At 43.5% G+C, this 26,316-nt stretch carries 19 protein-coding genes and 1 pseudogene; 7 read left to right on the top strand and 13 right to left on the bottom strand.

Annotation, left to right across the window (positions count from 1 at the left end; translation table 11 throughout):
* Positions 1–256 precede the first annotated feature (256 nt).
* From glpX to ACBP55_RS13840, 3 genes are all read left to right on the top strand, one after another.
* The gene (gene glpX, locus ACBP55_RS13850; protein WP_464652341.1) at positions 257–1,222 is read left to right on the top strand and encodes a class II fructose-bisphosphatase; all 966 of its coding nucleotides are present in this window, start codon (positions 257–259) and stop codon (positions 1,220–1,222) included.
* A gap of 285 nt (positions 1,223–1,507) precedes the next feature.
* The gene (locus tag ACBP55_RS13845) at positions 1,508–2,719 is read left to right on the top strand and encodes an MFS transporter (RefSeq protein ID WP_464652339.1); all 1,212 of its coding nucleotides are present in this window, start codon (positions 1,508–1,510) and stop codon (positions 2,717–2,719) included.
* A 101-nt stretch (positions 2,720–2,820) separates the two neighbouring features.
* On the top strand, positions 2,821–3,660 hold the full coding sequence (locus tag ACBP55_RS13840; protein ID WP_464652337.1) for an aldo/keto reductase: 840 nt from the start codon (positions 2,821–2,823) through the stop codon (positions 3,658–3,660).
* A 61-nt stretch (positions 3,661–3,721) separates the two neighbouring features.
* Here ACBP55_RS13840 and ACBP55_RS13835 read toward each other — a convergent pair whose 3' ends face one another.
* Complete coding sequence (locus tag ACBP55_RS13835; protein WP_464652335.1) at positions 3,722–4,378, bottom strand: YheC/YheD family protein; 657 nt, start codon at positions 4,376–4,378, stop codon at positions 3,722–3,724.
* 91 nt (positions 4,379–4,469) lie between these two features.
* On the bottom strand, positions 4,470–5,027 hold the full coding sequence (locus ACBP55_RS13830) for an Hcp family type VI secretion system effector (protein WP_464652333.1): 558 nt from the start codon (positions 5,025–5,027) through the stop codon (positions 4,470–4,472).
* 131 nt (positions 5,028–5,158) lie between these two features.
* Between ACBP55_RS13830 and ACBP55_RS13825 the strand changes: the two genes are divergently transcribed.
* A complete protein-coding gene (locus tag ACBP55_RS13825) occupies positions 5,159–6,610 on the top strand; it encodes an MFS transporter (RefSeq protein WP_464652331.1) in 1,452 nt (483 codons plus the stop codon).
* Positions 6,611–7,070: 460 nt separating this feature from the next.
* Here ACBP55_RS13825 and ACBP55_RS13820 read toward each other — a convergent pair whose 3' ends face one another.
* The 6 genes from ACBP55_RS13820 to ACBP55_RS13795 form a co-directional block, all read right to left on the bottom strand.
* Complete coding sequence (locus tag ACBP55_RS13820) at positions 7,071–7,955, bottom strand: carbohydrate ABC transporter permease (RefSeq protein WP_047671821.1); 885 nt, start codon at positions 7,953–7,955, stop codon at positions 7,071–7,073.
* Between the two features lie 17 nt (positions 7,956–7,972).
* Complete coding sequence (locus ACBP55_RS13815) at positions 7,973–8,863, bottom strand: ABC transporter permease (RefSeq protein WP_464652329.1); 891 nt, start codon at positions 8,861–8,863, stop codon at positions 7,973–7,975.
* A 70-nt stretch (positions 8,864–8,933) separates the two neighbouring features.
* Complete coding sequence (locus ACBP55_RS13810) at positions 8,934–10,652, bottom strand: extracellular solute-binding protein (protein ID WP_464652327.1); 1,719 nt, start codon at positions 10,650–10,652, stop codon at positions 8,934–8,936.
* 160 nt (positions 10,653–10,812) lie between these two features.
* A complete protein-coding gene (locus ACBP55_RS13805; protein ID WP_464652325.1) occupies positions 10,813–11,937 on the bottom strand; it encodes a response regulator transcription factor in 1,125 nt (374 codons plus the stop codon).
* Positions 11,930–13,690 (bottom strand): sensor histidine kinase, encoded by a 1,761-nt coding sequence (locus tag ACBP55_RS13800; protein ID WP_464652323.1) that lies wholly within the window; start codon positions 13,688–13,690, stop codon positions 11,930–11,932. The genes ACBP55_RS13805 and ACBP55_RS13800 overlap by 8 nt, the downstream gene beginning before the upstream one ends.
* Positions 13,691–13,720: 30 nt before the next feature.
* Positions 13,721–14,644: a helix-turn-helix transcriptional regulator gene (locus tag ACBP55_RS13795; protein ID WP_464652321.1), complete on the bottom strand. Its 924-nt coding sequence runs from the start codon at positions 14,642–14,644 to the stop codon at positions 13,721–13,723.
* Positions 14,645–14,772: 128 nt separating this feature from the next.
* Between ACBP55_RS13795 and yicI the strand changes: the two are divergent.
* A pseudogene (gene yicI, locus ACBP55_RS13790) lies at positions 14,773–17,095 on the top strand (alpha-xylosidase).
* A 415-nt stretch (positions 17,096–17,510) separates the two neighbouring features.
* Here yicI and ACBP55_RS13785 read toward each other — a convergent pair.
* The 5 genes from ACBP55_RS13785 to ACBP55_RS13765 form a co-directional block, all read right to left on the bottom strand.
* Positions 17,511–19,079: a response regulator gene (locus ACBP55_RS13785; protein ID WP_464652319.1), complete on the bottom strand. Its 1,569-nt coding sequence runs from the start codon at positions 19,077–19,079 to the stop codon at positions 17,511–17,513.
* The gene (locus ACBP55_RS13780) at positions 19,057–21,012 is read right to left on the bottom strand and encodes a histidine kinase (RefSeq protein WP_464652317.1); all 1,956 of its coding nucleotides are present in this window, start codon (positions 21,010–21,012) and stop codon (positions 19,057–19,059) included. The genes ACBP55_RS13785 and ACBP55_RS13780 overlap by 23 nt, the downstream gene beginning before the upstream one ends.
* An 86-nt stretch (positions 21,013–21,098) precedes the next feature.
* Positions 21,099–22,787, bottom strand: coding sequence for a type 2 periplasmic-binding domain-containing protein (locus ACBP55_RS13775; RefSeq protein ID WP_464652315.1), 1,689 nt, complete (start codon positions 22,785–22,787; stop codon positions 21,099–21,101).
* A 75-nt stretch (positions 22,788–22,862) separates the two neighbouring features.
* Positions 22,863–23,750: a carbohydrate ABC transporter permease gene (locus ACBP55_RS13770; RefSeq protein WP_464652313.1), complete on the bottom strand. Its 888-nt coding sequence runs from the start codon at positions 23,748–23,750 to the stop codon at positions 22,863–22,865.
* 59 nt (positions 23,751–23,809) lie between these two features.
* A complete protein-coding gene (locus ACBP55_RS13765; protein ID WP_464652311.1) occupies positions 23,810–24,778 on the bottom strand; it encodes an ABC transporter permease in 969 nt (322 codons plus the stop codon).
* Between the two features lie 194 nt (positions 24,779–24,972).
* Here ACBP55_RS13765 and ACBP55_RS13760 point away from each other — a divergent pair, with 194 nt between their 5' ends.
* Both ACBP55_RS13760 and ACBP55_RS13755 read left to right on the top strand, forming a co-directional pair.
* Entirely contained in the window at positions 24,973–25,341 is a 369-nt protein-coding gene (locus ACBP55_RS13760; protein ID WP_464652309.1) for a hypothetical protein, read from the top strand.
* An 82-nt stretch (positions 25,342–25,423) separates the two neighbouring features.
* Complete coding sequence (locus ACBP55_RS13755) at positions 25,424–26,014, top strand: S26 family signal peptidase (protein ID WP_464652307.1); 591 nt, start codon at positions 25,424–25,426, stop codon at positions 26,012–26,014.
* The last annotated feature ends 302 nt before the right edge of the window (positions 26,015–26,316 follow it).

Raw genomic sequence — 26,316 nt, 5'->3', positions numbered from 1 at the left:
ACTGTAAAAGCGCTTTCATGATTCTAGTCAAACTTGCGGAACACTAGCACAATTTTGCTGCGCGGTTAAATGCCTGTAAAATACCGGGCTGCAACAGCCCGGTATTTGTTTATTTTGAAAACATCATGCATAGAAATAATAGTAAGCAAAGACGAAATTGGAGATTAAGCTAAATCTTTTCATCATAAGGATATAGAATGTCCTTCTTTAATATGGGAAAACTAGTGAAATCTAACTAAGGATAGGGAGAGAAACTATGGAACGGGAACTTGCATTGGAGATTGTTCGAGTAACGGAGTTGGCTGCGTTAGCATCAGCTCCTTGGATGGGCAGAGGTGATAAAAATAGTGCGGATGGCGCTGCAACTTCAGCCATGCGTGCTATGTTCGACTCTGTATCGATCAGAGGGACCGTCGTTATTGGAGAAGGTGAAATGGATGAGGCCCCTATGCTCTATATAGGTGAACAAGTTGGAAGTATGAATGGGCCGGAGGTAGACATAGCCGTTGATCCCCTCGAAGGAACCGATATTGTGGCTAAAGGCTTGAATAACGCGCTTTCCGTCATAGCTGTAGCAGGAAAAGGGAATTTGCTGCATGCGCCTGATATGTATATGGAGAAGTTAGCTGTTGGCCCTGCACTAGTTGGTATACTAAGCCTAGACGATCCTATGGAAATAACACTCGCGAAAGCAGCGGAGGTACTGAATAAACAAGTTTGTGATCTTACGGTTATGATTCTAGACCGAGAACGTCATGAATCGCTTGTTAAAACTTTGCGAAAAGTTGGAGTGAGGATTAAATTTCTTTCGGATGGTGACGTCGCTGGCGCGATGGCTCCGGCTTTTCCTGAGGCGGGGATCGATCTTTATGTCGGTTCTGGTGGGGCCCCAGAAGGCGTACTTGCTGCAGCAGCGTTAAAATGTCTAGGTGGAGAGCTGCAAGGTCGCTTGATGCCTGCCGACAGCAGCGAATACGACCGTTGTATTGAAATGGGTATTGAGGATCCTAACAAAATCTTGACGATGGATGATATGGTTGGGACTGAAGATGTTATTTTCGCTGCAACAGGTGTAACACCTGGCGAGTTCTTGGAAGGCGTGCGTTATTTACCGGATCAGCGCGCTGAAACGCATTCCATTGTCATGCGAGCAAAAACCAAAACAATACGCAACATCCGTACTTTACACTATTTGCCGAATAAACCATTGCTGAAGAAATGATCCTCCTTCAAATATAGAGACTGAAACGTGAATGAATAAGACTAGTCCAAACGCTAATCCTTCGATATTGAAGGGCATGGCGTTTTTTTGTTGAGCTGAGTGAGATTGCGGATGTGACTTAGCCGCTTCGAAGGGTACTTTTTAGTACCTATATACCTTAAAAGTCCCTATAGCACTTGAAAGTACGTACTTACCAAAAACACCTCAATGGTTTTATAATAGCACTTGTGACGGCGAAAGCAAAGCTAACAGCCGTTCATAATACATGTAAGTAGGAGGCAAAATATGAATCATTCCATCATACAATCTGCATCACAACATAAAGTGAAGCAAAATTCAGGAACATGGGCGCTTCTTGCCCTTGCCATTAGCGCATTTGGAATCGGAACAACGGAGTTTGTTCCAGTAGGCCTGCTCGCGTCCATCGCAAGTGACTTAAACATTGGCATTACGCTTGCTGGCCTTCTTATTTCTGGTTATGCGATTGGCGTCGCGGTCGGAGCTCCAATTCTCACCGCGCTCACCAATCGGGTGAGCCGGAAATCCTTGCTCATGTCGCTGATGGTTGTTTTCGTCATCGGCAATGCTGTCGCTGCACTTTCACCATCATTTGAAATATTGCTTATTGCACGTTTCATTACCGCATTTTCCCATGGTGTCTTTTTCTCCATTGGAGCGACCATTGCTGTTCAGCTAGTATCACCAGAGAAAAAGGGCAGTGCTATTGCTCTCATGTTCACTGGTCTTACTATCGCCATTGTTACCGGTGTTCCATTGGGGACATTTATCGGGCAAGCCTTCGGCTGGAGAGCAACTTTCTGGGGCGTAGCCTTACTGGGTGTAATTGCGTTCATTTCCAGTGCCGCGCTCATTCCTAAAAATCTCAAGCAATCTCCACCTGCTAAATTTTCAGATATGTTTCGTCTGCTCACCAATGGCCGTTTGGTCCTGGGCTTTCTTATTACGGCATTCGGTTATGGAGGGACATTTGTTGCTTTCACCTATTTAACTCCACTCCTGCACGATGTGACAGGCATAAGTTCAGGCATGATTAACATTATCTTGATCATTTATGGTGTTGCTGTTGCATTCGGTAACTCTGTGGGCGGCAAATTAGCCAATAAGAATCCTTTACGCGCACTATTTTGGATGTTTATTGTTCAAGCAGCCGTTCTAATTCTTTTAACATTCCTTGCTCCATTTAAAGTGGTTGGCGTGATTGGTGTTATTTTAATGGGCTTGCTTGCTTTCATGAATGTGCCTGGCCTTCAATTATATGTCGTCCAGCTAGCTGAAAAGTATGTACCTTCAGCGGTCGATGTTGCATCAGCGATCAATATTGCAGCGTTCAACGTCGGTATTGCTATTGGTTCAATCGTCGGTGGGATTATTATCGACTCTATTGGGCTGATTCATACCCCATGGGTTGGCGCTTTAATGGTTCTCGTTGCCATCCTACTCACAGGTATATCTGCAAAGCTGGAACGTAAATCATAATGGTCATATCGAGCAAACCGTCTTTGAAATCATAATTCAAATCAAATAAACAGAAACCCCGGTGGACATTACTTTTCACCCAATATTAGGAGGATACTCAAATGAAAAACTTACAAGATACAATTCAATTAAACCATGGTAAAGCTTTTCCTTGGCTAGGTCTAGGCGTCTTTCAGGTCGAGGATGGCGATACCGTCATCTCAGCCGTTGAAGAAGCCATTGTCGTTGGCTATCGACATATTGATACAGCAGCTATTTATCAGAACGAAGAAGGTGTTGGAGAAGGGATTCGTCGTGGCTTGAAACGTACAGGCCTTCATCGTGAAGACTTGTTCATCACCTCGAAATTATGGAATGCTGACCAAGGCTACGATAGCGCAATAGTAGCTTATGAGGAAAGCATTAAGAAACTAGGAGTAGAAAAGCTTGATTTATACCTTATCCACTGGCCTGTTGAAAATAAATATCTAGAAAGCTGGAAAGCGCTGGAGTTTCTGTATCACGAAGGCCGTGTCGGGGGTATTGGCGTTAGCAACTTTCACATTCACCACCTTGAAAATCTGCTTAAAGAAGCAACTGTGAAACCGGCTATTAATCAAGTTGAGCGTCATCCGCGACTTGTCCAAAATGAACTTAAATCTTTTTTGGATAACAACGGGATTCAAGCAGTCGCTTGGGCACCTCTGATGCAGGGAGAGATTTTGCATGAGCCCGTCATCCAAGCTATTGCAGATCGCTTGGGAAAATCAGTCGCTCAAATCGTCCTGCGTTGGCAGCTGCAAAGCGGCTGGGCCACGATTCCGAAATCCATTCAAGCAAAACGCATTCAGTCGAATGCAGAAATTTTTGATTTCTCATTAACTGATGCCGATATGGCTGCTATTTCTGCCCTTGACCAGCATCGCCGTGTGGGTCCAGACCCTGATCATTTTGATTTTTAAGTTTAAATGAAATAAGTCAAAAACAACCTGAGACCAATGAAATTGGCTCAGGTTGTTGTCTCTAATGAGGCTTTGTATTCACTTCAAAAATCCATACATTCCCCTTTTTGTCGATGCCGAAATCGTAACCGAGCATGCCAATGCCTGGATAGCGAGATTCGAGCAGCTTTGTGCAGGTTCGGGCCACTCCGCACATCGTGTCAAATTTGGATTTGACCAGCGAAGCAGGGAAAGTCCGCCGCAGCGCATGAGTACCTTTAAGCAACGTGCCGCCTTGGCAAAGGTTTGTGACGAACAGACCTGGGCGCGCCAATCGGCCGACAACGGCGCGGATGTTCCAAGATCGACCCATTTTTTTCAATTTGACGCGATAATCTAGGGGTCTACCGTCAATTGTAGCTAAGTCAATGCCTTGCTGCAGCATAAACGGGCGGTTTTTGCGGATCTGGTTTAACGTGGAAAAGAGCTCTTTCCATGAACGATATATTCTTTTTGTCCCGCTGTTGTGCAGCAAATAACGGTTACCCGTTTTTTTGATTTTTACTACACTGCTTCCCCCGGTTCCAATGATCGGCTTTGCCACGACAAATGCATATTGTCGCAGCATGACTTTCAGGTTCGAAGCGCTAAAGCGGCGCATGTTAGGAATATGCTTGGCAGCTCCGGCATGCCCCAACAAAACGGAGAACTTCGACCATTTATTAGCAACCAGACGCATAAGGGATTCCTCCTTCCGTACAAGGCTTCCTCTATGCTAGAGTATTCCTCTTCCGTCAGAAGGGAAAGGGACAATCAAATAAGTGAATTACTTATTTTTTCACATTCTTCATGAAATCCCAGCCGCCCGTATTCGTATTTGCAGGCTTCCCATCTGGTCCTAAGGCTGTGTATTTAAAGGTAATCGCTCCATAATTCAACTCAATGTTTTCATCTAAATTATTTAAGTTATATTTACTAACGCTAATTCTTTCTAAATCGATGGTTACGATCGGTAACCTTTGTTCGCCATTCTTAACGAATACAAGCTGGCCTTTCTCAATGGTTTTTCCCATGACCATATCCATAAACAAAGGTACGGAAGAAAGATCAAAATTTTTACTGAAAGCTATCGGTTTCCGAACCGCTTTACTTGCACCAGATCCGCTGGTTGAACTGCTGTTTAATGTAGAGCTATTTTCGAATTCGAATGAAACATCTTGAAGCTGAATCCACTTTTCATATCCTTTCGCAACGGATTCACCTGTAATTCCATCTAATTTCAAAAAAACAGTGAAATTACTACTTTCCGCAGCTGCGGGAACAACGCCGAAAGCTAGCACAAACAAGCAAATGGTAAAGAAAACGATCGAATTTCTGATCCGTCTCAAGTCTATCACTCCCCTTCGTTTTTGATACAATATGTATCAATTGACATAAATATATCCGATAATTTTCCTTTTGTAAATGAGGCTAGTCAACCTTTGGGCAACTTAGAAAGTAAGGGATTGAGGACAACTTCATGCATCAATCCAAGACCGATTTTATCGAGCAGATCAGTTTAAATAGGATTATAATGATTAAAAAAGAGAGAAAAGAGAGAAATGATATGTTTAATAAGAACAAGCAGCTTTGGCTAATCACAGCCGTAGGCCTTGGAGTGCTCTTAAATCCGCTGAATACTTCGATGATTTCAGTTGCATTCTCGCGGCTGCAGACCGAGTTTCATGTCACTTATAGTGCCATCTCTTGGCTGATCGCGACTTATTATGTGGCCAGCGCTATTGCTCAACCCATTATGGGTAAAATAAGCGATATCTACGGTCGCAAGCGAATCTTCTTAGTTGGACTTGCTCTCGTTACGGTATCATCCATGCTAGCTCCGCTGTCACCGAGCATAGGCTGGCTTATTGGCTTTCGTGTTATTCAAGCGATAGGAACATCTTCGCTGTACCCAGCGGGAATGGGGATAATTCGCAGCAGCATCACAGATAATCAAGCAAGGGCACTTAGCGTGATGTCGATTTTCTCTTCCACGTCGGCAGCCCTCGGTCCATCGATTGGCGGGTTTTTGATCCAGTATGGGGATTGGCCAGCTATTTTCATAGTTAACTTTCCAGTTATCCTCATTGCTTTTCTGCTTTCTATCAAAATTCTTCCGAAAGACGGCCCGCGCAAGTCGCTCGCCAAAAGCGGACTGGACTTGTGGGGAATTGCCTTTTTTGCAGCACTTATCCTAAGTTGGCTATTTTTCTTTCTTTCCTTCGAAAAGAGGGTCAACTTCTGGTATCTTTTTACAAGCTTGGTGCTGAGTTATTTATTCTTTAAATTTGAATTAAAGCGCACCCAGCCGTTTATTGATGTGATCTTTTTGAAAAAAAATCTCAACGTTTGTTTGGTCTATGTCCAGTTTATTTGTGTCAACATCGTGTTCTACTCAATCATGTTCAGCATTCCTTCTTATTTACAGCAAGTCCGGCAATTCGATGCGCAGCAGGTTGGCATGATGATGCTGGCCTTGTCAGGATTAGGAATTTTCACTACGCCGCTGGTTGGCAGATGGATTGACCATTCCGGCTCCAAAACACCGCTAATCACAGGTTCACTTATCGTTATGGCGGGTTCACTACTCATTTTGTTTATTCATGAAAATTTAGCTTCCTTAGCTATATTTGCAGTCCTATCCGTATTCGGCTTGAGCAGCGGGTTCCAAAATCTCGGATTGCAGACGTCTTTGTATTCCTATGTATCTGCAGCTGAGACAGGGATAGCTTCGGGTTTGTTTATGACCTCCAGATTTATGGGGACGATCCTGTCCTCCAGTTTACTAGGAGCCATTTTTAGCCATGAAATCACCACACAGCGGTTGCACGCTATGGCCATCGTATGCGCAGTAATCAGCTTGGCAACACTCACATTATCGATATTAATGCCAAGAAATTCTATCCGTACCAAAGCAGTTCAAAGCAGATGAGCATCTGATCTAAAATGCCCCACACAAACACAAACACAAATGGCTGTCCCAAAAGTAGATACATCTACTTGAGGACAGCCTTCTTTTTCTGAAAATTGAAAAGACAGCTGAGCTGCAAGGTGATACCTGCCCAACTGTCCTTGTTTTTGTATTCTGCTGCCTTCTTTTGCGGACTTTGGGCAAAGGAATGCCACCTTAACGCTAGTTCGCGGAACGTAGATACGTTATTTCGGGAAATCTGCTCTAGAAATCGAATTAAGGGAACGTGAGGACGCTATTTGAGCGAAATTGAACGTTCCCGTGGCAAAAAACGCAAAATAACGCCTCTACGTTCCGCTTCGCCACGATTTTGCGTGTTTTCGCTCAAATAGCGCCTCCTCGTTCCGCTTCCCCACGATTTCGGGTGTTTCTTCGCTCCTCGTTCCGCTTCCCCAGATTCCGGGTGTTTTCCGCCGTTCCTTTACTCTTTAACAGACCCTAACGTAATCCCATGGATGAAAAATCGTTGGAGAAACGGATAAATGATGAGAACCGGAATCATAGCAATAAAGATTTTAGCCGCGTTCAAGGTCTGATTAGAAAGCTCACTCATCTTCTGAATTTGTTCCGCGGTCATGGTATTGGCATCCACAATAACGACCAATTGCTGAATGTAAGTTTGCAGCGGGTAATGATCCGCATTCGACATCAACACAAGACCATTAAAAAACTCATTCCAATGATAGACGATGCTGAACAAGGTTACGGTTGCCAACACTGGAACCGCCAGCGGAATGAAAATTTTAACAAGCATATACCAAGGCCCCGCACCGTCAACAAGTGCCGCCTCTTCCAATTCCTTAGGCAGATTACGGAAATAGTTAATGACCAGAATCACACTAAAAATCGGGACACTGTTCCCTAGGACAAGCGCCCAAATGTTATTGATCAAGCCTAACGATTTAACCGTTTGATACCAAGGGATTAATCCTCCGTTAAATAACATGGTAAACACCAAAATCCACATCAGCACATTTCTAAACGGTAAGTCCTTCGCATTTTTGGATAAGGGGTAACCCATCAGAATGATGATCACAAAGTTAAGACTCGATCCCAACACGACTCGCTGTATCGAAATCCAAAATGAATTGAAAAATTTACTGTCACCCATGATCTCATGATATGAGTTAAAATTAAACCCCACCGGCCATAAGCCAACTTGCCCCGAGGATGCTGCTGCATTATCACTTAACGAGACAGCAAGGGTATACCATAAAGGAAGAACACATAAAAGAGCGATGCCAACCAGCAGCACGATAAGAAAAAGATCAAATGCTCTGGAGCCTATTGTTGTTTCTTTGACCATATTCATGCTCCTTTATATTAAAAAATACGATAATTTGCAAACTTAGCAGCTAGGAAATAGGAAGTTGTAATTAGAAGAAAACTGATGACTGATTTTAATAGTCCCATTGCCGTTGCCAATCCATACTGGAGATTCAATAAACCTGTCCGATAGACCCATGTGTCAATAATATCTCCGCTTGAATAGACAAGAGGATTATAGAGGTTGAAAATTTGGTCAAATCCAGCATTTAAGACATTGCCCAGGCTGAGCACTGAAAGTAAGATAACCGTTGTTATAATGCCAGGAAGTGTGACATGAACTAATCGCTGCCAGCGAGTGGCACCGTCAATCGCAGCAGCTTCGTATAGCGCAGGATTGATCCCCGTTAAAGCCGCCAAAAAAATAATCGTGTTAAATCCAAATTCCTTCCACACGTCACTTCCCACGATAATAAAAGGAAACCATTCCGCCTTGGCAAAAAACAGAGTCGGGCTTATACCGAATATGCCCAAGATGCTGTTAACAGGTCCTTTATAAGACAATACGTCCAACAAGATACCCGAAAGAATGACCCACGATAGAAAATGCGGTAAATAAACAATCGTTTGTACCCATCTTTTTAAGAACGCAATGCGCAATTCATTCAGTAATAAAGCGAATATAAGCGGTACAATCATATTCGCAATAATCTTCATGACGGCGATAAATAACGTATTAAAAAACACCGTTTTACTATCATTAAGCGTGAACATATACTTGAAATTTTCCAAGCCGACCCATTCGGAATGAAACATGCCTAAACCCGGATTAAAATCTTGAAAAGCAATGACAATCCCGAACATAGGAACGATACTAAACAGCGTCAACCAGATAAATCCAGGAAGAAGCATGAGATAGTAATGTTTGGCAAACCCTTTCGTAACCATCCTACCGATCACTTCCATTCTCTCTATTGTAAGGGAAAGGCGCCAGAGTTCTCTGACGCCTCCATGCTTCTTACTGTTTGATACTCTCATCGATTTCAGCCAGAATTTGATCTCCGCCCTGCTTTTTCCAATCTTGTACGAACTTATCAAAAGAATCCAACGGCGCAGCGCCCATGATAATTTTGAGGAATGTTTCCTTCTCTAATTTATCCAGTGAAGCCCATTTGCTTTCCATGGTTTTCGTCTGTGAGTAGGTCACGCTATAGGTTTTCTTAAACGGCTGCTGCAACGGAGATATCCCTACGAATGTGGAATACATACGCTTCCATGTCCCTAAATCCGCGTTAGGGTCCCAGTACTGAATATCATTCTTGTCATAAGGCTCGAGTTTTACTTTTTTCACTTTTTCAGCATCGGCTTTTAATAATTTATATCCTGGGATATCGAGATCCTCCGGCTTTTTGGTGCCTGCAAGAACCTCTTTCATCATCTTGTAAGTGACATCCATCTCATCCATTGGAGCAAAAACGATACGCAGCGGATAGTTTCCAATTGCCACTTTGACATCGAATTTGGATTCATCACGCAGCAAAAGATTTTCCATTTGAATGGCGGCTTCCGGATGCTCATAACCTTTCCGAACAACCAGATATTGATTGGACGGGTTCCCCATGTGCGGTGTAAATTCACCATTCACATCCAAAGGTGCCGTATACGCTTGCCAATTGGCCTTCGGATTATTCTTAATCGCATCGGCTAATGGACCATATCCGCCAGCCCACCATAGTCCAAAATAAATGCCTGAAGTTCCATTCTTGATCAGTTCCTGCGCATCCTTTCGAATGGTCATTTCCTTATCTATCAAGCCTTTGGCATAGAGATCACGCAGCTTCGAGAGAGCTTGCTTCGTTTCTGGCTGAAGGGAGCCATAGGTTGTTTTACCATCTGCACCTTTTAGCCAAAATCCTGGATAAGAATGATACGAAGAAAAGATAGGGTCGAAACCATAGTTATTATTATTGGGATTGATAAAATCAGCATTCAGTAAACCGCCTAATTGCGGGCCTGTTATGCCAATAGTATCGGCTTTTCCATTCCCGTCTGGATCTTGTTCGACAAAAGCTTTGGCTACTTTTTCTAATTCGTCGATGGTTTTAGGCGGTTGAAGGCCTAATTTGTCCAACCAATCCTTGCGAATCCACATCATATGAACCATATCTGATTCTGTCGTGACGTTAGGAAGTGCATACATCTTCCCATCTACAGTAACCGCTTTAAGTGCAAGCCCTTGCGTCGTTTCAATGATATGTTTGATCGCTGGCGAGGCGTATTTATTATAAACTTCGGTTAGATCCGCGAGTTGACCGCTCTTCACCATCTGTCTGAATTGTGTATCTTTCACAACCAATGCATCCGGCAAATCGTTACTGGCTATGGATAAATTAACTTTCTGGTCGTAATCCTTACCGCTGGCAGCCTGCCAAACAATTTTGGTATCGATATTCAAGTTGTCTTTTATATAACGGGTATACGGGTTGTTTTCAGGGGAGTCTCCCGCAGGCAAACTCTTATCGGATGCATCTACATCTTTACCAATTTTAATCGTAATCGGTTTGGTCGATTTGGCGAATGGACCCGCTTCACTTGGCACGGCTGCTGATTGTGTTGCACCCGTTTGCGCAGGCGTAGCCTCCGCTTTGGGTGATTGCTTCGCAGTCTCTGAACATGCCGATAATACGACTAGCATCCCAGCAAGTAACAGCAGCATACTTTGTTTAGATCTTCTCATATAAAGCCCCTTCTTTCGCTTTTAGAATTTATCTACATCCTAAAAGTATCACGAAACATCACGCTGCTAGGATGGAAAACGGTTACAGATGTAGAGAGGTAAATGACCGAGAATTCGCATGTAATCCCCTTTTTCTCATGAATTCACAGCATTTGACCCACTAATTTTCGGACATTTCTCTACCCATTGCACTTTTCAGCCGATACTCGCTTGGCAACAGGCCTGTTTGCTCTCGAAAGGTGCGGCTAAAATACTTTTCATCCATGTATCCCACGTTCTCAGCAATCCAGAGAATGGTCTTGTTCGTATAAAGCAGATACTCCTTTGCTTTCTCTATGCGTTTGTGGCGTAAATGCTCACTAAAATTAATGCCTACAATTTCTTTAAAGCACTGGCTGAAGTAGCTTCTACTCATGTTAACCCGCTTCGCAATGCTCGAGGCCGTAATCTGCTCTTTCATCTCATCATTTGCGATGTAAACAGCTTTCATTACACATTCTACAACCTCTTGTGAAAAAGAGGGTTTATCAATCGCCTTGCGAATCTTTTCACGAGTAACCATCAACCAATCCTCAACCTCATGCCAACTTTCGAATGCATCAGGCAATTGGATTTCCGCCAAATCAATCGGATGAAATAAAAGATTCCACTTGTCGATTAACGCATATAGCAACCCGATCAGCTTCGTTTGAGGCAAACGCAGCTGCTTCAAATCAAGGACATGAGTCGTAAAGAGGTTATCCTGATAGACCCATTCGTGACCTGACCATTGCTCCTTCACTAGGTTTAAATCTTTTCGAGCTGCCTCCAGTTGGTGATTGTCCCCTTCATAAGCTGCAGAGCCAACGCCATTTGAGGACTCACTATCATAGAAGATATCATGTGGATTTGGTGCATGCTTCTGCTCTTCCTTAATCCGCTTGTGAATCCGCTCCAACACTTCCTCAAAACGCTCCTTTTCAAGCTGAACCTTGGCAATATAATCAATAGCCCCTAGTCTCAGTGCTTCTTGGATATATTCAAAATCCTGATGGAAGGTTAGCACGACGGTATAAATGCTTGGATATTGCTTTCTCACGATTTTCAGTAATTCGATCCCCGACATAACAGGCATCGCCAAATCAGTCAGCAATAAATCTATCGCGTTCGCTGCTATAAATTCCAAGGCTTTCTCGCCGTTACTTGCTTCCCCAACAACTTCCATGTCAAAATCGTGCCAAGGCATGGCTGATATAAGACCTTTGCGAACCAATTTATCATCATCGACAATCATCACTTTAATCATGACGGGTTTTCACCTCCATAATAGGTAAGGAAACAAGTATGGTTGTCCCTTTTCCGATAACACTCTTAATACTCAGGTCCGCCCGATCGCCATATTGGGATTCGAGCATTCGCTTGACATAATTTAACCCAATCCCCATACCGACTTTTTTGTTTTCCGTTTCCGCATTATGCAATAGGTTATGAATCGTTTCTTCCGACATGCCTGAACCGTTATCATGAATCGAGATCTGAATCGCATTCGTTAAACTGACATCTACCTTGATGTACCCATCATCACTTAACCCATGATAAAGTGAATTTTCGACAAGCGGTTGGAGGATAAAACGAGGAACCGGCATGTTCCATACCTCTTCATCGACATTCATCTGGACATCAAACTTAAAATCATAGCGGATTTGCTGTAAAATCAGATATTGCTTTAAGGCTTCTATCTCTTCATGAATGGTTGAGGCCTGTCCCAGCTTGCCTAAATTATAATGCAGCAGCTTATTTAATGAGGATACAAGACGATCGATTTCGCTCTGACCATTCATGACGGCTAACCAATGCACCGTATCCAACGTATTCATCAAAAAATGAGGATTAATTTGATAGAGCAGCTTTTCTACCTCAAGATCCACTCTTCGCTTCTCTTTTATTTCGACTTCGGCAAATAAATTCCAAATTTGTTCTCTCATTTGCCTAAATTGATGCAGTAGAAAATCAAACTCTGGTATTTTTGTTCGTACGGTAACAGTCTGGACTCGGTTTTGTGCCATCAGCTTGATTTCTCTATTAAACCCATTCAAAGGGAGATATACCATCTTCCATAAGAGCCAAGCCATGAGAACACTCATCCCTAGAAAAAGGAGTGAAAACAGCAAGATTTGAACAAACCACTGATTCATTTCTTTGTTGTAATCCGCTTTCGGAATGACCGACACGATACTCCAGCCTTGATTGCTTGCCTGCCTAAACCAATAAAATTCATTATATGTACCAAAGGTTTTTTCTTTAGAAAAGTTGGGGAAGATCGTATCTTTCACAAAGGAATTGGGAAGCTCACTAAACGCAATTCTGCCGTTATTATCTAGGAAAACATGAGAGTTCGTTCCTCCAAATTGATCATTATTCAAAATGTTTTGCGTGAGATGAAACCCCGTTTCAATGTAGACATAGACATCGTCACGTTGAGGTAAATCCACTTTCCTTCGTGCAGATAAAACAAAATTATTATCAAACCGATTGTTGCTTAGATGAGGTCCGTAATACGAAATTCCCGAGTATTCAGCAAGGAGTGGCAGCTTTTCTGGGAAAAAGTTCTCCTTTACGCCCGAATTTTCGAGATCATACGTATGGTCATTTTGAAAATAGTATAAGGTTAAACCAATATTGGGGTTGGTAAAGGTGACTAAGCTTAATTCATCTTTTAATTCACTTATCATTTGCGAGCGTTCGAAAGATTGACTTGCTGGAAGCGATAACATTTGATCCAACTTCTTACCGACACTTCCTGCAAAAGCAAGCTGTTGGGATACATGATTCAAATTGCTTATCGTACTTTCTAAGGAAAGCTCTACTTGCTTTAAATTGCTTTGAATACCGCTCTGAATTTTATTTGTAAGAATGGAATAAATCGCGTAATACGAGATAAGAACGATACTAATAAATGGAATCAATGTACTACATAAGAAAATGATAAAAATCCTCTTTTTCAATGTTAAGTAATCGTATAGAAATGACTTCACATTCTCCAACATCTTAACAAACATCTGCAATCACTCCCCCCGATCAGGCTAGATTCAACTAGAAACAATGATTCGTGAATATCCCCCCGTTCCCTCGCTTGTCCTTAATCTTTTGCGATATTCAGAAGGTGTATGACCAAAATGCGTTTTAAACACGCCGATAAAATAACTCAAGGTATTGAAGCCCACATCAAGCGAAATCTCAGTAATCTTCTTGTTGGTATCCTTTAGAAGGAAAGCCGCTCGCTGCGCCCGCACCTGGTTTAAGTATTCCAGTGGACTTTTTCCTGTAAAACCCTTGAAATATCGGCAGAAATAAGACTCGCTGAAAGAAACGATCGCCGCGAGGTCCTCCAATCGAATCGGACTGCTATAGTTTATTTGCATATATTCAATAATCAGCTTCAATCGATCTATGTGCGTAGGATTGACAGAAGGCGGAAGCTCACGAAAAGCAGGACCTCCCAGCAAAATTAGCTTTGAAATAACCAATTGCAGCAATGCTTTTGTAGAGAGCTCATATAACGGCCTTTCATTAATATTCAAATCGAACACTTGCAACAACAATGCTAAGAGCTCTCTCTCCCCAGCAGTATGATGGGTGATGTGGGCAGGAGTGACAAATTTCTGCTGGATTAGCGGGTTAATATATTTCTCACGGACAAGGTCAAACCGCTCGCCTCCCAATATGTCCGAATGAAACACCACGGCAGTGAAGAAACATTCTTCGTTTACGGATATACGACCAGAATGAAGCTGACCGGAATTCACGAAAATCGCTTCCCCAGCTTCCAATTCATAGTCATCCATAGAAACACGGAATACCGCCTTACCCTTGGTAAGCATGAGAAACTCCAACTCATCATGCCAATGGAGTTCAAGCAATTCTTCCCCTGGCTGGCAGCAGATTTCATACACTCGGATTGGATAAAGCGGATCACCGTGAATGCGGTCCTCTTTTAAATTGGCTTGCTGCATGGTCGTTCCCCCTTTTAAGAATTTCAAATCGTATGTCAAAATACTGATATTAATTAACAATATAACGAAAGGAATGGCGATTTTAAATCAATATAATTATATTACAACACTTTGGAGGGATGATGGCAATGAAATTTTCTAACGGATATTGGATGGCAAAAGAAGGCTACACCGTCCTTAATCCTGTCGATGTCCGCGATGTACATCAAGAAGATAGCAGTCTGACTGTATATGCTGCCGCACGGAAGATTCAGCGAAAAGGGGATACCTTAAATGGCGCGATGCTAACTTGTGAATTGAGCTCGCCCCTTCCCGATATCATCCGTGTACGATGGACACATCATGCAGGCAAGCGTTCACAAGGACCCGCCTTTGAATTGTTCGATAATCCGCAAACTCCTGTTTCTATCGATGACAGCAACGATCATGTGACCATGAAATCCGGCGGATTAAGCGTAAAAGCCAGCAAACATAGTACATGGGGAGCTGAATTCTTCTACGAAGGCCGTCGTTTAACCGGTACCAACAGCAAAGGTGCGGGGCATATTACCACAGCAGACAAAGAGATTTACTTTCGCGAGCAGCTCGAGCTTGGCATTGGTGAGCATATTTACGGATTAGGAGAACGGTTTACAAATGTAGTGAAGAACGGGCAGACCGTAGATATTTGGAACGAAGATGGCGGCACGAGCAGTGAACAAGCCTACAAAAATATACCCTTTTACTTATCCAGTAAAGGATACGGTGTTTTCGTCAATCATCCCGAGCACGTTTCGTTCGAAGTCGGCTCTGAGGTTGTGTCCAAAGTCCAGTTCAGCGTACCTGGCGAAAGTGTGGAGTATTTCATTATTGGCGGCAAAACGCTAAAAGATGTTCTGAATAATTACACGAAGCTTACCGGTAAACCCGCTTTGCCGCCGGCATGGTCGTTCGGTCTGTGGTTAACAACCTCTTTCACAACGGATTATGATGAAGCTACCGTGAACAGTTTCATTGACGGCATGTTTGAACGAGATCTTCCGCTTCATGTGTTCCATTTTGATTGCTTTTGGATGAAGGAATATCAATGGACCAACTTTGAGTGGGATGCCGATATGTTCCCCGATCCGGTAGGTATGTTGGGACGGCTTAAGGACAAGGGACTCAAAATATGTGTCTGGATCAACTCGTACATTGGCCAGAAATCGCCGCTTTTTCAAGAAGGCATGGACAAGGGATATTTGGTCAAAACTTTGGATGATCACGTTTGGCAATGGGATCTCTGGCAGGCCGGCATGGGGCTTGTCGATTTCACCAATCCGGAAGCCACGGAGTGGTACAAAGGTCATTTAAGACGGCTGATCGATATGGGCGTGGATTGCTTCAAAACGGATTTCGGCGAGCGCATCCCGACCGATGTCAAATACCACGACGGTTCGGATCCATTGAAAATGCATAACTACTATACATTCCTATACAACAAGGCCGTATTTGAAGTGCTGGAAGAAAAACTCGGCAAGAACGAGGCCATGTTATTTGCCCGCTCCGCAACGGCCGGAGGGCAGCAATTCCCCGTACACTGGGGCGGCGACTGCTCGGCTAACTACGACTCCATGGCGGAGTCGCTTCGCGGAGGCCTTTCACTCGGTTTATCCGGTTTCGGATTTTGGAGCCATGACATCAGCGGCTTTGAAAAAACAGCACCACCCGATATATATAAGCGCTGGGTAGCTTTTGGCTTGCTGTCTTCCCACAGCCGTCTGCACGGAAATGAATCTTACCGTGTTCCATGGCTGTTTGACGAAGAGGCGGTCGATGTACTCCGACATTTTACAAAGCTAAAAAGCACGCTGATGCCCTATCTGTTTGCAAGTGCTATCCAATCCACGGAAATGGGGATTCCGATGATGCGCGCTATGGTGCTGGATTTTGCATCTGATCCGTCCACTCATCATCTGGATATGCAGTACATGCTAGGTGACAACCTGCTCGTAGCCCCAATCTTTAATGATCAAGGTACGGTGATGTACTATGTTCCCGAAGGTCGCTGGACCGATTTCTTCAGCGGACAAGTTGTTGAAGGCGGTAAATGGCAGAAAGAAACGCATGGCTATATGACGCTGCCATTGCTTGCTAAACCTAATACACTGCTTGCCATAGGGGCAAATGAGCAGAAGCCTGATTATGATTATGCGGATGGCGTATCTCTTCATTTGTTTGAATTGGAGGATGGGTCTGTCGCGGAAACGTCGATTTATGACACGCAAGCTAATCTGCAATTAACCGTAAAAGCAGTCCGAATGAATGAACTGATCGACATCTCTGTTCAAGGCGGAACGAAACCTTTCACCCTTATACTGAGAGGCTTCAATCAAATCTCATCCGTAGAAGGCGCAACTTGGACAAGATCAGACCATCGGCATCGTGCTAACTCCCGACTCCGGCATATCGAATATAGCTGTGAGATTGTAATCATTAGGGGAACAAAAACAAAAAATGAGTTGGCAAGGTTCTTGCCTTCTCATTTTTTGTTTCCTGTCGATTGCATCTGAAAGTCAACCGACCCAATTTTGAGGAACGTCGATTCGTTATTTTGGAAATTCTGCGCATGAAATCGAATTAAGAGGAACGTGAGGATGCTATTTGAGCGAAATTGAACGTTTCGGGGGCAAAAACCGCGAAATAACGCCTCTACGTTCCACTTCGCCACGATTTTGCGTGTTTTTGCTCAAATAACGCCTCCTCGTTCCGCTTCCCTACGATTTCCGGTGTTTCCGTCAAAATAACGCTGTTGCGTTCCCCTTCCTTATGATTTCAGGTTTTTCGTCCAAATTAAATAGGGCTTCAACGTTCCATCAGCAATTTGAAAAGTTCTAGCGTCTTTCAGTCACCCATGCCTCATCACATGCCGTTGATCCCGATACTCCTGTGGACTTACGCCTTCCAACTCTTTGAACACACGGCTAAAATGCTTCGTATTCTCAAAACCTGCCATTTCGCTGATCTCATAAATCTTGTAATCGGTGGATGCGAGCAGTTCCCGCGCTTTATCAATACGCAGCTTTTTCAAATAATGGACAAAGCTTTCGCCAGTAAATTCCTTAAAGGCCTGACTGAAGTAAGAATAATTCAAGGATACATGATTGGAAACCATGGTCATGTTCAAATCCTTCTGATAGTTGTCCTGCATATATTGAACAGCCTTTTTCATTTCTTTATGATCAATGTGAAATGTCTTCATGCTTCGCACATAGTCATTTAGCCGATGCAGCAGACCTTCGACACTATGGAAATAATCGTGGAAATAGTTGAAATTGGAGATGTCCCCGACTTTCTTAAATAGCCGCAGTATTTCAACGGACTCGCCTCCGTAGACGTGGAATACTTTATCAAAAACCTGATCGTTGAAAGATTTGCTAATGCCTTCAAGATACGCCAGATCGAACCGAGCAACTGTCTTCATATCGAGCACTTCGAGCAGAAGCGCCGTCATTTCTTTATTACGATCGGTTCCAAGCATGTTGCCGATCTTTTGTATCGTATCTGCAGGCACGGTGAAATCCCTGCTTTTTTGACGGACAGATTCAAATCGGGCTACACCGGGAGCAGACTGCAGGAACGTATATTTCAGCGCTTGTTGCGCCTCCTCATAAGCTTTATGCAGATTCGTTATTCCGCAAGTAAACTCACTGAGTCCCATACTATAGGAGAAATAACCGGAACCGATAATACGCTCCGACAAATACTGAAACAGCTCCGCATGCTCGGCAACGAGAACGAGCTGGTTCTTCTTATCGAACACATATCCACGCCGCTCGCGGACGTGTTCAGGAGCATTACTTATCTCCGCTTGAATGCGAGCCAAAAACTCAGCATGCCCCATCCCCTCGATTGTCCCCCTATACTGGAGAACACCGAACTGGAAACCATCTTCGATCCAATCCATTTCAATAGTTTGCAATTTACTGCGTAAGTCATCTTCAGCCAAATGGGGTTGCCTGAGCAAATAGCTTAGCTGACTTTCTTTATAAGCTTCCCGCTGATGACTGGAGTTGGTCAACTGTACTGTCATTTGCTCCTTTTGCTTGAGCTCCTTCTCCAGTCGGAGCATGGTGCGGGATAACTCATCACGGACAATCGGCTTCAAGAGGTACTCCTTCACATCGCAGCGAATCGCTTCTTTTGCGTAGTGAAAATCATCATGACCACTAAGGATAACAAGGGTAGGCTTCGATTCTAGCTCTTGTATGCGATTAATCAGCATAATCCCATCCATCACAGGCATACGTATATCCGTAATAACAATGTCGATGGGCTTACTCACTATCACCTCTAAGGCTTCTGCACCATCGCCGGCGAACTCGAACTCATAAGTGTCTGGAAATTCGCGAACGATCATGGCTTTCAAACCAAGACGGATATTTTTCTCATCATCAACGATAAGTACTTTTCTCATCAGCAGACATTCCTCCGGATAAAATTAGATAAGGCAGCGTCATCATCACACGCGTGAATTCACCCTCTAGACTCTGGATCTCAATACCGCACTCATTCCCGTAGTACATCTTAATTCGCTGCGTCACATTGCGTAGTCCAATCCCATTCCCCTCATTTTCCCTCGAGGCTTGAGTGCTGTACTTCATATGGAAGTGAGCATCTTCCATGACGATCTTTTCATGAAGCTCCCCAAGCTTCTGTTCGGACATGCCCGCTCCGTTATCTGTAATCTCAATGATCATCCAGTCTTCCTTTTTGCAGGCTCGAATCATAATGACGACTCCCTGACGTCTTGCCTTGTCTACATTCATCCCGTGCTTGACGGCATTTTCTATAAGAGGCTGAAGAGACATCTTCAGCACTTCCTGCTCCAAATAGCCCTCCGGAATATCGAGTTTCAGTTCCAGCTTGCCGTCATAGCGGATATTCATAATCCCAATATAATTCTGAATATGCTGGATTTCGTCGAGTAAGCGCACATGATCATTCGACCATTTCAGACTGTACCTCATCATAGCGCCAAGAGAAGTTAGCGCATCGGAAATGGTATACTGAGCCTCGACTTCCGCCATCATTTTCAAATTTTCCAACGTATTGTATAGGAAGTGAGCATCGATCTGATTTTTGAGCGAGTTCAGCTCGGCTTCCTTTGTGGCAGCTTGCTTGTTCACGGCTTCTACAAGCAGCTCATTCATCTTCTTAAGCATTTGTCGAAAATGATGGGCAAGCTCGCCAACTTCCCCTCCTGCATCCATATCAATTTGCACATTGAGATCACCTCTGCGGACCTTTTTCATCGAGTCGCGCAGAATGTGCAGTTTTTTCAAAATAAGGGACTGCAAGAAATAGGTGATAACCGACAAGAGCGCAATTAGCACTACAGCAGCTGCGATAAATAAATTACGGGTTTGCTTAATTTGCGTAACTGGGTTTTTCAGTGACACTACATTCAGCAAATGAGCCTCCAATTGATCAATTGGCGTCGACAAGCAGAGATACGGCGTATCACCAACTTTAAACGTAAAGCTGGATTCCTCCTGATGAGGATGGGCTTCCCAATCGTTACGGAGCTGCTCCAAATTCATGCCTTTGAAAAAGTCGCTCCCGGTATCCGTGAAAATCCGTCCCGATCGGTCCACGACAAGCATATGAGACTGTCCGTCCTGAATCGGACTGAACGTTTTCTGAAAAAATTTATCGATGAGCATATCGACTTCAAGAATTCCGACATGCGTATCATTCGGATAATAGATTTCCCTAAGCAGTGAAACATAAGTCGAAGCCGCCTCATTATCGGAGGTCTCACGGGTCATAACGTCCTTCTCATTCTGTAAAATCTCCCACCAAACCGTGCCTTTCTTCGCTAAAACGCTCTTATACCAGGCTCTTCCTGCTATTCGGCTTTCTTTAAAAATAACGGGCCAAATTTCCCTCGTTTTCGGATTATCCGTGAATAAACGCACATTGGTGATATTCGGATTGTTAAACATGAGTCTTTGCAAGTTAGAAAACGTATTCATATTAAAATCAACCAACTCATTAACCTCGAGCTCACGGGCATTATGCAAGTAATCAATCACTTCTCGATCTGCAATGGAGAGCTGCGCTGTACGTCCCACAATTTCAATGTTATTAAGAATGTTGGCCTTCTCGCTCTCTAAGATAAACAGGTTTTTCTTCAGCGTGTCTTGAATGGTATTCTGATAAAAACCATTAAACAAATACCACGAAAACACAATAATAGGAATTAATATGATGACAATATAAGCAACAATTAATTTAACTTGTATGGAAATACGGTTCGTCAGCTGTGTAAACCGAATCTTACCTTTTCGCAGCACGTCTCCCATGGCATTCACATCCAGTTCTTCAAGCACTAGTTCTTTTATCATAATACAAAATGTACCGGAAGAGGGGAATATTTGCAGTGAAAAACCCGAAAACCTGATGATTCTGGTTTTCGGGTTTCATTTCTGGATTACTTTGAGAATTCGGCAATCTTCTTGATGTTGGATTCAAATTCTTTCTGTTGGTAGGTCTGAACCTTATCCAACCCAGCTGCTTTCCGATCCTTCTGATATTTATCAAAAAGCTGATCAAATTCGGCATCTGATTTGGCAAGCAGCAGCTTCGGCAATGTCTTGCCCCAAGTCTGAGAGATTTTACTATTGGCGATACCTTCTTCGGATGTCCCCGTTGGGGTAATGTTATCGTATTGTGAGAAGCTCTTTGTCTTGCCTTTTGTCCAATCCTCAGGCTGTTTGGCTGGTTCAACACTTGGCGGAGCCCATTTTAAATTCATGTTTGTATCCATCAGCATCCAGAATGTATAGGAAGATCCATACTTTTTATCAAATGCAGCTCGATCTTTGTTTAGTAAATCAACAACTTCCGGCTTGAATTGGTCTTTGCCGCCGATTGTATCATAGCTGACACCTTTTTCACCGAGGAATAAGTCTTTGTTACCCTCCTCACTGATCAGATAGCTCAAGAATTTGATGGCTCTTGCTTTATCTTTCACATCCTTAGAGATCAACGTTACTGTCCAACCGGAGATGCCTGGACCTGCTAAGGTTGGTGCATCTTTTTTCGAATTTGCTGGTCCATCGACGGCAATATATGCGGTGTTCGGATCTTTTTGATACAAGGAAATGTTTTGCTTCGCCATATCTGAACGTTGATAAAGCATGGCAAAATAGCGGCCTTGTGCAATTTTCTCTTCCATCTGCGGACGTTTGTCAATGAAGATATCTTTGGCCAATAAGCCTGTTTCATTGGCTTTACGGAATGTTTTGAGCCAGCTTACGTATTCTGGATCGGTCGAACGATCGTATAGCTTGCCATCTTTTTCATAAGGAACAGCAAGGAAGTTCTGTATGTACCCCTCTAGGGAGTAATTTCCAGTATCCGTGAATTCATGCAGCCCAAGCGGAATAAGCGGCTGCCCATTTACATCTGGGAACTTTTCCTTCGCTGCTTTGAGCGCATTCAAGAAACCTTCTTGCGTTCTCATATCTGGCTTGCCGAGTGCCTCGTACATATCTTTGCGAACCAAAAATGTCTGGTTGGATACGAAGTTTTCCCCATACTTCTTGTAGTCCTGCGATGAGGACGAAGCATTCGGATATCCGTAGAACTTCCCGTCTTTTTGCGTGTACCATGAGGTTTTGGCAGGATCCGCTACCTTGAAAAAATAAGGATCGTATTGCTTCGCAAGGTCACCGAGTGGAAGCACCATGTTGCCTTCGATCATTTTCTTCACGGCATCTTCATACCATCCGAGGGTAATGAAGTCAGGTAGTTTGCCAGATGCAATCATCGTGTTAAGCTTCTCGTTCTCATTGCCGGCCGGTACGATGAAGTTCACATTGACGCCTGTTTTCTTCGTGATATATTGAGAGGTTGCATCAACACCCCATTTGTTCGGGAACCAAGAGAAGTTCAAATACCAATCAAACGTAATGGGCTTCGTATCTGATTTCCACCCTGGTTCATCAGCATTGGCGGCTGCTGGAGCAGCGCTTTGTTGCACTGCATCGGCTGCCTTCGTTGGCTGAGGGCTGTTTGAGCTGCTTGAACCCTTATCCGTGGAACATGCGGTAATAGACACAGCTGTAAACAGAGCAAGCAGCGTATTCAATGTTTTTCGAGATTTACTGATCGTCATATACGTTTCCCCTTTTCTGCATCATAATGATATGTTAAATCTCTGTCAAAGAACAGAGTATTCACAAAAATGGTATCAACCTTTAATAGAACCAATCATGAAACCCTTTACAAAATACTTTTGCAAGAACGGGTAAACGATAACGATCGGCAACGTAGTCACGACCATGGTCGCGAGCTTGATGGATTGAGAAGATACGGTTTTGGCAATACTGCCCGTTGTCGCAGCGGCCATTTGGTTCGAGCTCGATTGCGCTACAACGCGATACAGATAGGTTTGAATCGGCTGTAGATCGCTTTGGTTAATATAGATCATCCCAGTGAAGTAGTCATTCCACTGATATACACCATGAAACAATGCAATCGTTGCAACAACAGGCATGGAGACCGGAAGAATGATTTGATAAAAGATTTTGAAATCATTTGCGCCGTCAATCTTTGCCGCTTCCTCCAGCGCATCGGGAATTTCCCGGAAGAATGATAAGAATATGATGAGATCAAAGAAGCTGAACATGGCTGGGATGATGTATACCCAGAAGCTGTCGAGCATGCCTAGATCGCGGATCAGCAAGTAGTAAGGAATTAGCCCTCCACTGAAAAATAAGGTAATGGTACCAATGACCATATAAACGGAACGGCCAATGAGCTCTCTTCGTGAGAACGCGTACGCCACCATCGCTGTGAAGAGTACATGGACAACAGTGCCCACGAGTGTTTTAGCTACGGTGACACCCATGGCTAACATGATACCATCGTTGGCGAATACAGCTTTGTAGCTGTCTAAGCTGAACATCCGCGGCCACCAATAAATTCCCCCTCGCATGGCGTCATTGCCGTCATTCAAGGAATTAACGAGCACGTACCATATGGGATAGAGGGTTGCGAAGCATATAGCGAGCATTAGCAGATTATTAAACTGATCGAACGCGGCCTCTTTGAAGGTTCTGCGTTTCAATGAGAGCATAGCTATAGTACCTCCTTAGAGCTTTTTCGCCTAGAAAAACTGGCATCCGATGTAATTGTTTAAAATAAAGAGGTATTGTTTAAACGTTTGGTAATGAAGTTTGCCGAGAGAAGCAGAACGAGCGAAATCAGTGATTTAATTAACCCGACCGCAGTTGCATAGGAAAACCGGCTTTGCTGAAGACCGACTTGGTACACATATACATCAATTACGTTGCTGGCACTTTCGTTAAGCTGGTTCTTGAGCACCAGAATTTGATCGAAATTCGAGTTGAGAATACCGCTGACGGCGAGAATGAATAAGATGGTGATCGTTCCCTTAATGGACGGCAGCGTAACATAAAACATTTTCTGAAAACGTCCTGCGCCATCGATCGTCGCCGCTTCATACATCTCAGGGGATACGCCTGACATCGCCGCCAGGTATATAATCGCGGACCATCCCAGCTCCTTCCAGATGTCAGAAGTAATGATGATACTCCAGAAATATTGAGCCTCGGCCAAATAACTAATCGGTTCTTCTATGACATTGAGCGCGAGCAGCATCTTATTAATAATGCCCACGTCGGCTAGCCATGTGGCAAGGATGCCGCCAAGAATCACCCATGAGAGAAAGTGCGGTAAATACGATATTGTCTGCACCAGCTTCTTAAATCGCATTGAACGAAGCTCGTTCAAAAAAAGAGCGAAACCAATCGGAAGTGGAAAGCCGATAATTAACTTGAGTAAGCTCATCCCGAGCGTATTCTTAATGACATAGCCCAAATTGTCATCATCCCAAAACGCCCTGAAGTGCTCCAACCCCACCCACGGCGCTGCAGAAATCGACTTAATGATATTAAAATCTTTAAATGCAATGATGATCCCGTACATCGGAACATAGTTGAAAACGATCATCCAGGCGACGCCGACCAGCGCCATAACTTGTAAATAACGTTGTCCGTACAATTTGCGAAGCAGCCTTATAGCTTGGCCTTTAACGGCAGTTGATTTAGGAATCGGAACGGGAATATCCACATCTGCGTTCATCCTGGCTGCACCTCCAATACATTCCACTTTTATGTAAGCACTTTCACTATCATCATTGTATGTGTTTCCTTCATGTGATGTAAGGGTTCAAATTTCAGCTATGGTTACTGTTTTTCAGGTGGTGTTCCGCCTGTCTCCATTCGGTGCTACCATACATTTGTAAACGCTACATTGAAACCATGGAGGTTACGGATATGATGAACGCTAGCGGAACAGGTTTTATTCGTGCTGAGGGCAGACGGCTCATCGATGGAGAAGGCAAGCCCCTGCTGCTCAGAGGTGTCGGTTTGGGCAACTGGCTGCTGGTGTATGTGGTATTCGATCTGCACGGCACTCCGGGAGGACAAACTGGCGCAAATATCGATGATTCCGTGAACGATCATCCCGATCTGTTCACAGATCCCGTTCAGCGGAATCGCACGATTGCTTTGTGGGTTATGCTGGCGGAGAGGTACAAGCATGATGACATCATCGCTGGTACATTAGATAAAAACATACAATTTGATAAATCTCTTCTTGTAGTTGATGAGTCTAATGCATCCATTCAATACCTAAGTGAATAATGATTCACAACAAAATGAAGTTAGACTGTAAGCTGACCCCAACGGGACTTCTTACAGCCTTTGCTTTTAGGGTGGGATTTTTATGAAACGTATTTTGATCGCTTGCCTTCTTCTTGTAATGCTTGCCGCATGCTCAGAAAAAATGATTACTGACAAGATTACCGAAAAATCCATTGCTGAGGTTTCACAAGGGAGCAATACAATCGTTAATCCCTTGAGCGATGCTATGGATCAAGGTAATCACGACTATACAAAAAATGTCGTTGTAGATGTCTCGTACTATAAAACCCAATCTGTGGTAAGAGGAGACATTGTTTACTATGGGGACAATAACGTAGCCAGAGTAATTGCACTTCCAAATGAAAAAATGAAAATAAAAAACGGTCAAATATTCATTAATGGGGGAAAATTAGATACATTCTACGGTTCAGCCCATATTAGGGGGTATGACTATCAAAAGTTTAAGGATAGCAATGGTGATGAACCTGCTAAGCAAAATCTCATAGATGAGATCTTTAAGAAAAATCAAAATGAAATAACCCTCAACAATGACGAAGTATTTGTAATTGGTGACGATTGGTCCAGAAGTAATCCAGCAACTACTTTTCGTAAATTATCTACAAAAGAGTTTCTTGGTAAGGTGATTGGTGTATGCACAAAGTGCAGTCGGTGATCAGAGCATCCGCAATAGAATCCTCAGAATTTTATTGTGTGGATATTGTTTACAAAGAGAGAGCCCCTCTTTTCATGATGAGTTCTTTCCTTGTAATGAAGTTTCTGTAGCTAAATCGAACAGCGAGATATGCCGCCAGTGTGTGATGCGGACAAGATTATTGAGCAGCCATCCGACATCTGCTATGTTAATTGCTACCGATCACCAATATAGATACAATAAAAAAAGGTAACCTATTTGCTCTCGGTTACCCTTATTTTTGCTTTACTTCTTCCTTAGCTTAATAACCCAACTTACCCACT

It is taken from the genome of Paenibacillus sp. WG02, assembly GCF_055396115.1.
Note: the sequence above shows the minus strand (reverse complement) of the source record. Positions and strands in the feature narration are given on the sequence as shown.